This is a genomic window from Streptomyces sp. WMMC1477 (assembly GCF_027460245.1).
Lineage (GTDB): Bacteria > Actinomycetota > Actinomycetes > Streptomycetales > Streptomycetaceae > Streptomyces.
In genome coordinates this window covers 4,332,424-4,345,354 of the sequence record NZ_JAPZBD010000003.1, presented here as the reverse complement: position 1 = coordinate 4,345,354, position 12,931 = coordinate 4,332,424, and the positions used below count along the sequence as shown (strand labels likewise).

11 protein-coding genes are annotated in these 12,931 nt (G+C 71.9%); 5 read left to right on the top strand and 6 right to left on the bottom strand.

Annotated features, from left to right (window positions below; genetic code table 11):
• Window positions 1-24 precede the first annotated feature (24 nt).
• Entirely contained in the window at window positions 25-666 is a 642-nt protein-coding gene (locus O7609_RS19505; protein ID WP_269735704.1) for a hypothetical protein, read from the top strand.
• Here O7609_RS19505 and O7609_RS19500 read toward each other — a convergent pair.
• Window positions 656-1,375, bottom strand: coding sequence for an N-acetylmuramoyl-L-alanine amidase (locus O7609_RS19500; RefSeq protein ID WP_269735705.1), 720 nt, complete (start codon window positions 1,373-1,375; stop codon window positions 656-658). The two genes, O7609_RS19505 and O7609_RS19500, sit on opposite strands and share 11 nt — an antisense overlap.
• Before the next feature lie 140 nt (window positions 1,376-1,515).
• On the opposite strand from O7609_RS19500, the gene mnmA reads away from it, so the two are divergent.
• Entirely contained in the window at window positions 1,516-2,667 is a 1,152-nt protein-coding gene (gene mnmA, locus O7609_RS19495; protein ID WP_443072173.1) for a tRNA 2-thiouridine(34) synthase MnmA, read from the top strand.
• A 58-nt stretch (window positions 2,668-2,725) separates the two neighbouring features.
• Here the strand turns inward: mnmA and betT are convergent, their stop codons facing one another.
• Both betT and betA read right to left on the bottom strand, forming a co-directional pair.
• Window positions 2,726-4,822 (bottom strand): choline BCCT transporter BetT, encoded by a 2,097-nt coding sequence (gene betT, locus O7609_RS19490; protein WP_269743975.1) that lies wholly within the window; start codon window positions 4,820-4,822, stop codon window positions 2,726-2,728.
• Between the two features lie 5 nt (window positions 4,823-4,827).
• On the bottom strand, window positions 4,828-6,486 hold the full coding sequence (betA, locus tag O7609_RS19485; RefSeq protein ID WP_269743974.1) for a choline dehydrogenase: 1,659 nt from the start codon (window positions 6,484-6,486) through the stop codon (window positions 4,828-4,830).
• A 146-nt stretch (window positions 6,487-6,632) separates the two neighbouring features.
• On the opposite strand from betA, the gene O7609_RS19480 reads away from it, so the two are divergent.
• Window positions 6,633-8,072 carry an aldehyde dehydrogenase family protein gene (locus tag O7609_RS19480; RefSeq protein ID WP_269743973.1) on the top strand — a complete coding sequence of 480 codons (1,440 nt, stop codon included), beginning with the start codon at window positions 6,633-6,635 and terminating at the stop codon, window positions 8,070-8,072.
• A 116-nt stretch (window positions 8,073-8,188) separates the two neighbouring features.
• Entirely contained in the window at window positions 8,189-9,064 is an 876-nt protein-coding gene (locus O7609_RS19475) for a formate/nitrite transporter family protein (RefSeq protein ID WP_269743972.1), read from the top strand.
• Window positions 9,065-9,150: 86 nt separating this feature from the next.
• Here the strand turns inward: O7609_RS19475 and O7609_RS19470 are convergent, their stop codons facing one another.
• Window positions 9,151-10,023 carry a thioesterase family protein gene (locus O7609_RS19470; RefSeq protein WP_269743971.1) on the bottom strand — a complete coding sequence of 291 codons (873 nt, stop codon included), beginning with the start codon at window positions 10,021-10,023 and terminating at the stop codon, window positions 9,151-9,153.
• 62 nt (window positions 10,024-10,085) lie between these two features.
• On the opposite strand from O7609_RS19470, the gene O7609_RS19465 reads away from it, so the two are divergent.
• A complete protein-coding gene (locus O7609_RS19465) occupies window positions 10,086-10,709 on the top strand; it encodes a trimeric intracellular cation channel family protein (RefSeq protein WP_269735711.1) in 624 nt (207 codons plus the stop codon).
• Between the two features lie 95 nt (window positions 10,710-10,804).
• Here O7609_RS19465 and O7609_RS19460 read toward each other — a convergent pair whose 3' ends face one another.
• Together O7609_RS19460 and O7609_RS19455 are read right to left on the bottom strand one after the other, a co-directional pair.
• Complete coding sequence (locus O7609_RS19460; protein WP_269743970.1) at window positions 10,805-11,845, bottom strand: ABC transporter ATP-binding protein; 1,041 nt, start codon at window positions 11,843-11,845, stop codon at window positions 10,805-10,807.
• Window positions 11,842-12,930: an ABC transporter ATP-binding protein gene (locus tag O7609_RS19455; RefSeq protein ID WP_269743969.1), complete on the bottom strand. Its 1,089-nt coding sequence runs from the start codon at window positions 12,928-12,930 to the stop codon at window positions 11,842-11,844. Before O7609_RS19455 ends, O7609_RS19460 begins: the two co-directional genes overlap by 4 nt.
• Window position 12,931 lies beyond the last annotated feature (1 nt).

Genomic DNA, 12,931 nt, shown 5'->3' with positions numbered 1-12,931 from the left:
GGCCCCGTCCGAAGGGATTGCGCCATGACGTCGAACCCCCCGCCTCCGCCAGGTCGCGGCCCCGAGGAACCGCAGGGCGGGCACGGGGAGCCTCCCCGGGACCCGTACGGCCCGTCACCCGGCACGGGCGGAACCGGCGGCGGGGGCGAGCCCCCCGGCTGGAGCGGGCCGCCGGGGCCGGGCGGGCCCGGCGGCGCGGGCGGATACGGCGGACCACCCGGCGGGTACGGCGGCCCACCTGGCGGGTACGGCGGCCCACCCGGCGGGTACGGCGGACCGGGCGGCTACGGCGGCCCCTACGGCGCGCCACCGCGCCCCCCGCGCAACGGCTTCGGCATCACGGCACTGGTGCTCGGCATCATCGCCGCACTGCTGTTCTGGACGGTGCTCGGCGGGCTGCTGCTCGGGCTGCTCGCGGTGATCTTCGGCATCCTGCACGTGCGGCGCAAGAACCGCGGCGAGGCGACGAGCCCGGCCCTCGGCGTCGTCGGACTCGTGCTCGGCGCCCTGGCCCTGATCGGCTCGACCATCGCCCTCGCGGTGGGCATCGCGTTCTGGAACACCGAGGAGTTCGACACCTACCGGGAGTGCATCGAGAACGCGGGCACCGACCAGTCGAAGATCGACGAGTGCAACCGGGAGTTCGAGGAGGACCTCAACCGCTGACCGGGGTGGCCGAGGGCCGCGGCACCGGCCGGGCGTCGCGCACCATGCGCAGGTAGCGCTCCCAGTCCCAGTGGGGACCCGGGTCGGTGTGGTCGGCGCCCGGCACCTCGTTGTGCCCCACGATGTGCTCGCGGTCCTTGGGCAGGGAGTAGCGGTCGCATATGTCGGCGGTCAGCCGCGCGGAGGCGCGGTACATGCCGTCCGTGAAGTCCTCGGGGCGGTCGACGAAGCCCTCGTGCTCGATGCCGACGCTGCGTTCGTTGTAGCTCCGGTTGCCCGCGTGGTAGGCGACGTCCAGCTCGCGCACCATCTGCGCGACCCGGCCGTCGGAGGTGCGCACGACGTAGTGCGTGGCCGCGCCGTGCCCCGCGTCCTGGAAGACCCGCAGCGCGGTGGCGTAGCTGCCCTGGATGACGTGGATCACCACCCGGTCGACGGTGAAGTCGTGGGGGCGGCTGGCCAGGCGCCAGTTGGCGCCCGATGCCGCGACCCAGCGGGCCTCGGGGAAGTCCACCTCGCCCTCGATGCGGGGCGCGGCGTTGCCCGGGATGCGGTACCACAGGCCGCGCAGGTCCTCCCGCATGCCGTAGCCGACGCCGCCGAGCACCGCGGCCGTCCCGCCGCCGACGAGCAGGGTCCTCCTGCTGACGCCCCGGCGGCCCCGGCTCCGGCCGCCGCCGGCCGGGCTCGTCCCGCGTTCCGCCGCCATGGCTCCCCCTGGTCTCGCTCGCGCTCGCCCGCCCACCGGGCCGGGCCGCGCCTCCGTCCTTCCGAAGCCATAACGCCGTGGGGCTCCGCGCGGTTCCGGGCCGCGCCCCGCTCCGGCGGGACCGTACCCTGGGAGGCGCTATGACTGACTCCACCGCTGACCTCCCCGCCGTTCCCGGCCCGCACCGTCGGCTGCGGGTGCTCGCCGCCATGTCCGGCGGTGTGGACTCCGCCGTGGCCGCCGCCCGCGCGGTGGAGGCGGGCCACGACGTGACGGGAGTGCACCTGGCCCTCTCGGCGAACCCGCAGTCCTTCCGCACCGGAGCCCGGGGCTGCTGCACCCTGGAGGACTCCCGGGACGCGCGGCGGGCCGCCGACGTCATCGGCATCCCCTTCTACGTGTGGGACCTGGCCGACCGCTTCCGGGCGGACGTGGTGGACGACTTCGTCGCCGAGTACCAGGCCGGGCGCACCCCGAACCCGTGCCTGCGCTGCAACGAGAAGATCAAGTTCGCGGCCCTGCTCGACAAGGCGCTGGCGCTCGGCTTCGACGCCGTGTGCACCGGGCACTACGCGACGGTCGTGACGCGGCCGGACGGCGGCCGGGAGCTGCACCGGGCGAGCGACGCAGCCAAGGACCAGTCCTACGTCCTCGGCGTGCTGGACGAGCGGCAGCTGGCGCACGCCATGTTCCCGCTCGGCGACACCCGGGCCACGAAGGAGGAGATCCGGGAAGAGGCCGGGCGCCGGGATCTGGCCGTGGCCAAGAAGCCGGACAGCCACGACATCTGCTTCATCGCCGACGGCGACACCCAGGGCTTCCTGGCCCGCCGGCTGGGGACGTCCGAGGGCGACATCGTCGACGAGGACGGGGAGCGGCTCGGCACGCACACCGGCGCGTACGGCTACACCGTCGGGCAGCGCAAGGGCCTGCGGCTGGGCCGCCCGGCGCCGGACGGCAAGCCCCGCTACGTGCTCGACATCTCCCCGGTGACGAACACGGTCACCGTCGGCCCGGCCGAGGCGCTGGACGTCACCGCGCTCACGGCGATCCGGCCGCGCTGGTGCGGCACCCCGCCCACCGGTCCCGGGGCGTACACCGCGCAGCTGCGGGCGCACGGGGACGAGACGCCGGTGACGGCCGAGCTGGCCGGCGGGGAGCTGCGGGTCGCCTTCGCCTCCCCGGTCCGCGGGGTGGCCCCGGGCCAGGCGGTGGTGCTGTACGACGGAACGCGCGTCGTGGGCTCCGCCACGATCGCCACGACGACCCGGGCCGCCCGCGTCGGCGGCTGAACCTCACGTTCCCCTCCGCCGTTCCCCCGGGCCCCGTGGTCCCGGGGGAACGGCGGCGTCAGTCCTGGGGGAGCTGGAGGTCCGCGGTGTCCGGGCGGTGGTCGGGCAGCCGGGCGTGGGCGATCGCCTCGCGGTGCAGCCGCAGGAACTCCAGGTGGCGCTCGTACTGGTCGAGGATGTCGCCGAGGAGCTGCTCCCTGCTGTAGCCCATCACGTCGTAGCCCTGACTGCCGTCGGCGAGGTGCACCTCGAAGCGCACGTAGGTGTCGTGCTCGCCGATCGTCCTGGTGGCGAAGGCCGGCGTGGGCCGCTCGATCGGCCAGAGCTGGTACACGAACTCCTCCGTGCGGCCCATCGGCGCCCGCAGCTCCAGGGCCGGGACGCCGTTCTCCTCGTCGGCGATCTCGCTGACGGTGGCCTCCTCGCCCTGGTCCCGCAGCTCCCCCGCGACCTCGTGGAAGGCCGGGCGGCAGACCTCGTCGACGAACCGCAGGGCCGTGCGCCGGCTGGGGAAGCTCATGGCGCGGGCGAGCCGCAGCCGCCAGTTGCGCTCGGCCGCCGGCCCGGCGCTCGACGTCCGTCCGGAGAGGGAGGACGGCAGGGTGGTGGTCAGCGCGTCCTCCCGCATCCGTTCGACCCGTAGCGCCTTGTAGAGGCCCGCGATGATCAGGAACATCACCAGCGAGAACGGCAGGCCCATGATGATGGTGGCGTTGGTCAGCGCGTCCACGCCGTCGACGATCAGCATGGCGAGTGTGAGCAGGCCGATGGTGCACGCCCAGAAGACCCGCAGCCACGGCGGGGAGTCGGTGATCGGGCTCGGCAGGTGGGAGCTGAGGTTGCCCAGCACGAGCGAGCCCGAGTCGGCCGAGGTGACGTAGAGGAACAGCCCCACCAGGGTCGCGAGGCCCGCGCTGAACCCCACGCCCGGGTACTGGTCCAGCAGCCCGTAGAAGCCCTGCTCGGGGAGGTTCATGGCGGTCTCGCCGAACGCGGTGTTGCCGCCGCGCACGATGAACAGCGCGCTGTTGCCGAAGATGGACAGGAAGGTGAGCGTGAAGAAGAAGGGGATCACCAGCGTGGCGGCGACGAACTGCCGGATGGAGCGGCCTCGCGAGATCCGGGCGAGGAACATCCCGACGAAGGGCGCCCAGGCCACCCACCAGGCCCAGAAGAACAGGGTCCAGGCGTTGAGCCAGTCGGTCGGCTGGTCGTAGGCGAAGGTGTTGAGCGTCATCGACGGGAAGCGGCTGACGTAGTCGCCGATGTTCAGGACGAGGGCGTTGAGCAGCCGGGTCGGGCTCTCGGCGATCAGCACATAGAGCATCAGACCGATGGCGAGCACCACGTTGAGCTCGGACAGGCGGCGGATGCCCCGGTCCACGCCCGCGACGGCGGAGACCGTGGTGAGGACGACGGCGACCACGATGAGGCCGATCTGCGCGGAGAGTCCCTCGGGGACGTCGAAGAGGAAGTTGAGCCCGTAGTTGAGCTGGACGACACCGATACCCAGCGAGACCGAGATGCCGAAGACGGTGCCGAGGACGGCCGCGAGGTCGACGCCGTCGCCGATCCTGCCGTGGATGCGCCGGCCGATGATCGGGTACAGGGCCGAGCGGATCGCCAGCGGCAGCCGGTAGCGGAAGGAGAAGTAGCCCAGCGCCATGCCCATGAGGGCGTACATCGCCCAGCCGGTGATGCCGTAGTGGAACAGCGTCCACACGACCGCCTGCCGGGCCGCCTCGACGGTCTCCGGATCGCCCTCGGGCGGGGCCAGGTAGTGGCTGACCGGCCCGGCGACGGAGAAGAACATCAGGTCGATGCCGATGCCCGCGGCGAAGAGCATGGCCGCCCAGGCGAACAGCCCGTAGTCCGGGCGGGAGTGCTGCGGGCCCAGCTTGATGCGCCCGTACCGGGACACCGCGACGAACACCACGAAGAGCAGGTACAGGGTCGCGGCGACGAAGTAGTACCAGCCGAGTCCGTCGGAGACCCAGCCGACGACGTGGCCGATCGCCTCCTCTGCTCCCTCCGGTGTGATGATCGCCCAGATCGACACCGCGAGGATCAGCGTGGCGGAACCGGCGAAGACGAGGGTCTTCACCTGGTGCGGCGGCGGAGTGACGGCCGTGGCGCCGCTGGTGGGTTCGGTCACGGACGTCAGTCCTCCTGTGCGCGGTGGCGGTAGAACGGTGCGTCGGAGGGCGGCAGGGGGGTGTTGCCGAGAATCAGGTCGGCGGCCTTCTCGGCGAGCATCATCACGGGCGCGTAGATGTTGCCGTTCGTCAGATAGGGCATGGCCGAGGCGTCGACCACCCGCAGCCCCTCGAGTCCGTGGACGCGCATGGAGGCCGGGTCCACGACGGACATCTCGTCGACGCCCATCCGGGCGGTGCAGGACGGGTGGTAGGCCGTCTCCGCGTCGCGGGCGACCCACTCCAGGACGGACTCGTCGTCGGCGACCTCGGGGCCGGGGGAGATCTCGCCCGCGTCGTATTCGGCGAAGGCGGGCTGCTTCAGGATGTCCCGCGCCACCCGGATCGCCTCCACCCACTCCTTGCGGTCGTTGGGGGTGGAGAGGTAGTTGAACCGCAGCGCCGGGTGCTCGTCGGGGTGTCCCGACGTGATCTTCACTGAGCCGCGCACGTCGGAGTACATCGGGCCGATGTGCACTTGGTAGCCATGCTCGGCGTCCACCGGAGTGCCGTCGTAGCGCACCGCGATGGGCAGGAAGTGGAACATGAGGTTGGGGTATTCCACTTCGTCGTTGCCGCGCACGAAACCGCCGGCCTCGAAGTGGTTGGTGGCCGCGGGCCCGGTGTGGGACGTCATCCAGCGCAGCCCGACGCCGGGCCGGTTACGCCATTTGATGAGCGGGTTGAAGGAGACGGGCTGCTTGGCGGCGTGCTGGACGTAGACCTCCAGGTGGTCCTGGAGGTTTTCCCCGACGCCGGGCAGTTCGTGCACCATCTCCACGCCCACCCGGGTCAGCTCGCCCGGGTTTCCGACGCCGGAGAGCTGCAGCAGCTGGGGGGTGTTGATGGCGCCGCCGCACAGGATCACCTCGCCGCCGTACACCTCGCGGCGGTCCCGGCCGAAACGGCGGTAGGCGACGCCCACCGCCCGCTTTCCCTGGAACAGCACCGTGTCGGCCTGGGAGAAGCACTGGACGGTGAGGTTGCGCCGCTTCATGACGGGGTGCAGATACGCCTGGGCGGCCGACCACCGGCGGCCGTCCTTGATGTTGCGGTCGAAGCGGGCGAAGCCTTCCTGCTTGTAGCCGTTGACGTCCGAGGTCAGCGAGTGGCCGGCCTGCTGGGCCGCCTCCAGGAAGGCGGAGAACAGGGGGTTGGCGGCCTCCCCGCGCTCCAGCCACAGGGGCCCGCCCTGCCCCCGCCACTCGTCGGCCCCGGCCGCGCAGTGCTCCATCCGCTTGAAGTAGGGCAGGCAGTGGGCGTAGTCCCAGGTCTCCATTCCCGGGTCGGAGGCCCAGCGTTCCAGGTCCATCGGATTGCCGCGCTGGAAAATCATCCCATTGATGGAACTCGATCCGCCAAGCAGCTTACCCCGGCCATGGCTGACCCGACGGCCGTTCATATACGGCTCCGGCTCGGATTCGTAGCACCAATCGTAGAGCGGATTTCCGATGATCATCGTGAGGGCGGCGGGCATATGGGTGAGGACATCCCACTTGTAATCCGGACGCCCGGCCTCCAGCACCAGAACACGTTGGGCCGGGTCCGCACTCAGCCGGTTCGCCAGCGCGCATCCCGCGGAGCCGCCGCCGACAATGATGTAGTCGTACTCTGCCTGACCCATGCCGCTCCCTGGGCTATTCGTTGCACTCCGCTGCATTACGCGCCTAACGTAATGCGTAGCGAATTCCGACGCACAACGGTAAGGCCGCACTCGGCGCAACCGGGAAAGGACTTCCCACGTCCAGTCTGTATATCGACGGAGAGTGGGTGGCGGCGGCCGGTGGCGCCACACGCGAAGTCATCAACCCCTACGACCAGTCCGTGGTCCGCACCGTGGACGAGGGCGGTCCGGCCGACGCCCGGGCCGCGGTCGCCGCGGCGCGCTCCGCGTTCGACGGCGGTGAGTGGCCCTCCTGGGCGCCCCGGGAACGCGCCGCGCTGCTGCGCCGGATGGCCGAGTACCTCCAGCGGGACAAGGCGGAGATCGCCCGGCTGGAGACACTCGACACCGGCAAGACGCTGGTGGAGAGCGGCATCGACGTCGACGACGTCACCCGGGTCTTCGAGTACTACGCCGGGCAGGCCGAGGCGGACGCCGGCCGGGTGGTGGACGCGGGCGACCCCCGTGTGCGCAGCCGGGTCGTGTACGAGCCGGTCGGCGTCTGCGCCCTCATCGCCCCCTGGAACTACCCGCTGCTGCAGGCCTCCTGGAAGGTGGCCCCGGCACTGGCGGCGGGCAACACCATGGTCGTCAAGCCCAGTGAGATCACCCCGCTGTCCACCATCAGGATGGTGGAGCTGCTGGCGGAGGCGGGCGCCCCGCGCGGCGTCGTCAACCTGGTGCTCGGCGACGGCGCGGCCACCGGCGCACCGCTCGTGGAGAGCCCGGCGGTCGATCTCGTGTCCTTCACCGGCGGGCTGGAGACCGGGCGCCGGATCATGCGCTCGGCCGCGGACACCGTCAAGGACATCGCGCTGGAGCTCGGCGGCAAGAACCCCAACATCGTCTTCGCCGACGCCGACTTCGACGCGGCGATCGACTACGCCCTCATGGCGGTGTTCTTCCACGCCGGGCAGGTCTGCTCGGCCGGCACCCGGCTCATCGTCGAGGAGTCGCTGCACGAGGAGTTCGTCGCCCATCTGGTGGAGCGCACCGAGCGCATCCGGCTGGGCAACGGCATGGACGAGGCCACCGAGAGCGGGCCCCTGGTCTCGGCCGCGCACCTGGCCAAGGTGGAGGCGTACGTGGAACTGGGCCGCAAGGAGGGGGCCCGGCTCGTCGCGGGCGGCTCCCGACCGGAGGACCCCGAGCTGCTGGGCGGCTTCTTCTTCCGGCCCACGGTGTTCGACGACTGCAGCCGGGACATGCGCATCGTCCAGGAGGAGACCTTCGGGCCGATCCTGACGGTGGAGCGGTTCAGCGACGAGGCGACGGCCGTCGAGCTGGGCAACCACACCGAGTACGGGCTGGCCGGGGCCGTGTGGACCAGGGACGCCGGCCGGGCCGAGCGGGTGGCGCGGAGGCTGCGGCACGGCACGGTCTGGATCAACGACTTCGGACCGTATCTGCCACAGGCCGAGTGGGGCGGGTTCAAGCGCTCCGGCATCGGCCGGGAGCTCGGCCACGACGGGCTCGCCGAGTACCGGCAGGCCAAGCACATCTACGAGAACACCGCACCGGAGCCGCAACGCTGGTTCGCCCGCTGACACCAGTGCGCGAAGGCGCGGGGCCCCGCTCGCCGTCCCCGCGCCTTCGCGCAGACGTCTCCCCCGGGGCGGGAAGGGCTCTCCCGCTGGAGGCCCGACAGCGCAAGAATGCCGCCATGTCGTATCTGAGTCCGTCGGAACTCGCCGTCAAGATGATCGACGCCGGCGAGTCCAAAGTGTTCATGTCCACCCGCGACACCGTCATCCGCGCCTTCATGGCCGGTGCCATCCTGGCGCTGGCTGCGGCGTTCGCGATCACCGTCACCGTGCAGACGGGCGAGCCGCTGATCGGGGCGCTGCTGTTCCCGGTCGGGTTCTGCATGCTCTACCTGCTCGGCTTCGACCTGCTGACCGGCGTGTTCACCCTGGTCCCCCTCGCCCTGATCGACCGTCGGCCCGGCGTCACCACGCGCTCGGTGCTGCGCAACTGGACGCTCGTCTTCTTCGGCAACTTCGCCGGGGCGTTCACCGTCGCGGTCATGATGGCGGTGATCTTCACCTACGCCTTCACCACGGATCCCAACGAGGTCGCCCAGAAGATCGCCGTCATCGGCGAGGGCCGTACCGTCGGCTACGCCGAGCACGGGGCCGCCGGCATGCTGACCCTCTTCATACGCGGCGTGCTGTGCAACTGGATGGTCTCCACCGGCGTCGTCGCCGCGATGATGTCCGACTCGGTCTCCGGGAAGGTCATCGGCATGTGGATGCCGATCCTCGTCTTCTTCTACATGGGATTCGAGCACTCGATCGTCAACATGTTCCTCTTCCCCTCCGGCCTGATGCTCGGGGGCGAGTTCTCCCTCTCCGACTACCTGCTCTGGAACGAGATCCCCACCGTCGTCGGCAACCTGGTCGGCGGCATCACCTTCGTCGGCCTCACCCTCTACGCGACCCACGCCCGGACCGGGACGCAGCGCGGCCGTCCGCCGGCCCCGCGGGCCGCTGAGGCGGCACCGGACGAGGAGAAGCCCGCGGACGCTCCCGTGTCCTGACGCCGCGGACGACGGAAGGCGGCTCTCCCCGGGCGGGAGGGCCGCCTTCGCGCGTTCCCGGGCCGTCCTCGCGCGGGCCCCGGGCGTCAGAGCCGGACGCGGGCGAGCTGGCGGGACTGGGCGACGAGCCGGTCCGCACCGTCCCAGACCTCGGCGTCCTCTTCCAGGAAGCCGCCGGCCAGGTTGCGGGTGGTGAGCGCGATCCGCACCGGCCCGGGGGCCGGGCGGCAGCGGACGTGGACCGTCAGCTCCACGGTCGGGACCCAGCCGGTCAGGCCGAGCTCGAAGGCGGTGGGCGGCAGGGCGTCGACCGCCAGGAGCAGGGCGAGCGGGTCGAGCTCGCGGCCGTCGGCCAGGGCGAACCAGGCCCGTATCTCCCCGCGCCCGCTCGGGGCGCCGGCGGCCCAGCCCACCGTGGCCGGGTCCAGCCGCAGGTCGAGCCGGCCGGCGATGGGGGGCGCGGTGGCCGGGTCGTGGTTCGGGTCGTCCCGGGCGCCCAGGCACGTCCCGGGGGGCGGCATCGGGGGCGGCTCGGCGCTGGTGCGCACGTCGTCGGGCAGCGCCGCCAGGTCACCGTAGGAGGCCAGCACCCGGAGGCGCTCGACCTCCGTGCCGTACGCGTCCCGCTGGACGAGGGAGGCCGAGCCCGCGGCGAGCGTGCGCCCGGCCTGGGCCCGGTCGGTGCGGATGACCGCGGGGCCGGGCTGGGCGGCGGTGAGGTAGTGGGCGGTGATCGTGAACGGGTCGGGGTACGGCAGGGCGTCCGCGAGGGCCCGGCCCATGACGGCCAGGAGGTAGCCGCCGTTGACAGCGCCCCCGACGGACCAGCCCGCGGAGAGGTCCACGGCGTACTGTCCGGGCTCCTGCCGCTCCACCCGGGTGTCACGGTCGAACTCGCTGTTTCCGATCGTGGCGGGCCTGGCGCGGGGAACCGGCCCGTCGTGCAGTGCCTGGGTCATGGCATGCACAGTACATCGATTTTATTACTTTTCAGTAAGTTGAGAGGTGGGATCATCGGGTCATGCTCCACGTGCTCTACCTCGTCGGCGTCGCCGCCTTCGCCGCCAGCGGAGTCCTCGCGGCGCACCGCGCCAACATGGACCCCTTCGGCGGTCTCGTCCTCGCCTTCGCCGCCGGAGTCTCCGGCGGCACCCTGCGCGACCTCATCCTCGACCGCGACCCCCTGTACTGGACGCAGGACTGGGTGCTGCTCACCGTCATCGCCTCCGTCGGGGTGAGCACCATGGTCTACCTGCGCTTCCGCAGGCTGCCGCACCGCACCCTCCTGCTCGTGGACGCCGTCGGGCTCGCCGTCGTCACGGTGATCGGCGCCCGCGCGGCCCTGGAGTCCGGGGTGACCCCGCTGGCCGTGCTCATCCTGGCGGTGCTGACCGGCGTCACCGGCGAGGTCGTCCGCGACATCCTGTGCGGAGAGCTGCCGCCGCTGCTGCTGCGCGAGGAGGTCTACGCGACGGCAGCCTTCGCCGGAGCGCTGTGCTACCTCGTGCTGCACTGGCTGGAGGTCGCCCAGACCCCGGCGACCATCGTCTCCGCCGCGGTCGTCTTCGCCCTGCGCATCGCCGCCATGTACTTCGGCCTCAGCCTGCCCCGCTCGCGCTCCCACGAACAGCAGGAGGCGGGCTGAGCGGGACCCCTGCCCGCCGGGGAGGTCCGCGCCGAAGGCGCGAGGCCGCTCACGCCGTTCCCCGCGCCCGTGCGGGGCGCGGGGAACGGCGGTGATCAGGCCGGGGCCTCCGCCGGGGCCTTCCGCTCGCCGGCGGGCGTGATCGTGCCGTCGGCGATCTCTGCGGCGTAGTGGCAGGCCACCCGGTGACCGTCGCCGACGTCCGTCAGCTCGGGCCGGTCCGTGGCGCACAGCCTCTCCTGCTTCCACGGGCAGCGGGTGTGGAACCGGCAGCCGGTCGGCGGGTTGGCCGGGGAGGGCAGGTCGCCGGTGAGGAGGATGCGCTCGCGGGCGTCCTCCACCTCCGGGTCGGGCACCGGCACGGCCGACATCAGTGCCCGGGTGTAGGGGTGGCGCGGCTGGGCGTACAGCAGGTCGCTGGGCGCCTCCTCCACCAGCGAGCCCAGGTACATGACGCCGATGACGTCGGAGATGTGCCGCACCACCGCCAGGTCGTGGGCGATGACGAGGTACGTCAGGCCCATCGACTCCTGGAGCTCCTCCAGCAGGTTGAGCACCTGCGCCTGGATGGACACGTCCAGCGCGGAGACCGGCTCGTCGCAGATGACGACGTCCGGCTCCAGCACCAGCGCGCGGGCGATGCCGATGCGCTGGCGCTGGCCACCGGAGAACTCGTGCGGGTAGCGGGAGAGCGAGTTGGCCGGGAGCCCGACCTTGGCCAGGATGTCGAGGATGCGCTCGCGGCGCTCCTCGGCGCTCGCGCCGATGCCGTGCGCGGCCATGCCCTCGGCGAGGATGGACTCGATGTTCTGCCGCGGGTTGAGGCTGCCCAGCGGGTCCTGGAAGACCATCTGGAGCCGCTGCCGCCGCTGCCGCATCTCCTCGTTCGGGAGCTGGGCGAGGTCCGTGCCGTCGAAGACGACACCGCCCGAGGTGATGTCCACCAGCCGGAGCACGGCGCGGCCGAGCGTCGTCTTCCCGCAGCCCGACTCGCCCACCAGTCCGTAGGTCTGCCCGGCCTCCACCCTCAGGGACACCCCGTCGACGGCGTAGACGTGACCGACGGTCCGGTCGAAGAAGAGGCCCTTCTTGACCGGGAAGTGCACCTTGACGTCGTCGAGTTCGAGCAGGCTCATGATCCGGCCTCCGTCTTCTCCAGGTCGGACTTCTGCGCACCGGACCGCTGCGCGCCCGGCTTGTTCGGGCCCGGCCGCTCCGGACCGGCCGCCTCCCGTCCGGGGGCGCCCTCCTGCGCGACCGGGTTCACGCACCGGGCCTGGTGACCGGGCGTGAACGGCTCGCGCAGCTCCGGCGTACCGCTCAGGCACTCCAGGGTGTAGTGGTCGCAGCGCGGGGCGAAGGCACAGCCGTCGGCCCAGTCGATGCGGTCGTTGATGGAGCCGCGGATGGGCTGGAGCGGCTCCCCGCGCGGGGCGTCCAGCCGGGGGATGGAGCCGAGCAGGCCGTGCGCGTAGGGGTGGGTCGGCGCGTCGAAGAGCGGGCGCCGCTCGGCCGACTCGACGACCTTGCCCGCGTAGAGCACGTTGACCTGGTCGCACAGCCCGGCGACGACACCCAGGTCGTGGGTGATCATCAGCAGGGCGGTTCCCTCCTGGTCCACCAGCTCCTTGAGCAGCTCCAGGATCTGCGCCTGGATGGTGACGTCGAGCGCGGTGGTCGGCTCGTCCGCGATGAGCAGCTTGGGCGCGCAGGCCACGGCCATGGCGATGAGCGCGCGCTGCCGCATACCGCCCGAGAGCTGGTGCGGGTACTCCTTGAGCCGCCGGTCCGGGTCGGGGATGCCGACCCGGTCGAGCAGGTGGGCGGCCTCCTTGCGGGCGGCCTCCCCCTTCATCCCCCGGTGCCGCTGCAGGATCTCCGTCACCTGGACGCCGATGGGGACGACCGGGTTCAGGGAGGACAGCGGGTCCTGGAAGATCATGGCGAGCTGGGAGCCGCGCATGTCCCGCATGCGCGCCCTGGATAGCTTCAGCAGGTCGGTGCCGTCGTACTCGGCCCGGCCGCCGATCTGCACGCCGCGTCCGGGCAGCAGGCCCATGAGCGCCAGCGAGGTGACGGACTTGCCGCAGCCCGACTCCCCCACGAGCCCCACGACCTGACCCTGGTCGACGTCGAAGGAGACCCCGTCCACGGCCCGGACGTCGCGGCTGCCGCGCCCGCTGAAGGTGATGGTCAGTTCGTCCACGGAAAGCAACGGCATG

Coding starts and splice junctions, on each gene's coding strand:
- O7609_RS19505 (WP_269735704.1), top strand. CDS start 25: ATGACGTCGAACCCCCCGCCTCCGCCAGGTCGCGGCCCCGAGGAACCG.
- O7609_RS19500 (WP_269735705.1), bottom strand. CDS start 1,375: ATGGCGGCGGAACGCGGGACGAGCCCGGCCGGCGGCGGCCGGAGCCGG.
- mnmA (WP_443072173.1), top strand. CDS start 1,516: ATGACTGACTCCACCGCTGACCTCCCCGCCGTTCCCGGCCCGCACCGT.
- betA (WP_269743974.1), bottom strand. CDS start 6,486: ATGGGTCAGGCAGAGTACGACTACATCATTGTCGGCGGCGGCTCCGCG.
- O7609_RS19475 (WP_269743972.1), top strand. CDS start 8,189: ATGTCGTATCTGAGTCCGTCGGAACTCGCCGTCAAGATGATCGACGCC.
- O7609_RS19470 (WP_269743971.1), bottom strand. CDS start 10,023: ATGACCCAGGCACTGCACGACGGGCCGGTTCCCCGCGCCAGGCCCGCC.
- O7609_RS19465 (WP_269735711.1), top strand. CDS start 10,086: ATGCTCCACGTGCTCTACCTCGTCGGCGTCGCCGCCTTCGCCGCCAGC.
- O7609_RS19460 (WP_269743970.1), bottom strand. CDS start 11,845: ATGAGCCTGCTCGAACTCGACGACGTCAAGGTGCACTTCCCGGTCAAG.
- O7609_RS19455 (WP_269743969.1), bottom strand. CDS start 12,930: ATGCCGTTGCTTTCCGTGGACGAACTGACCATCACCTTCAGCGGGCGC.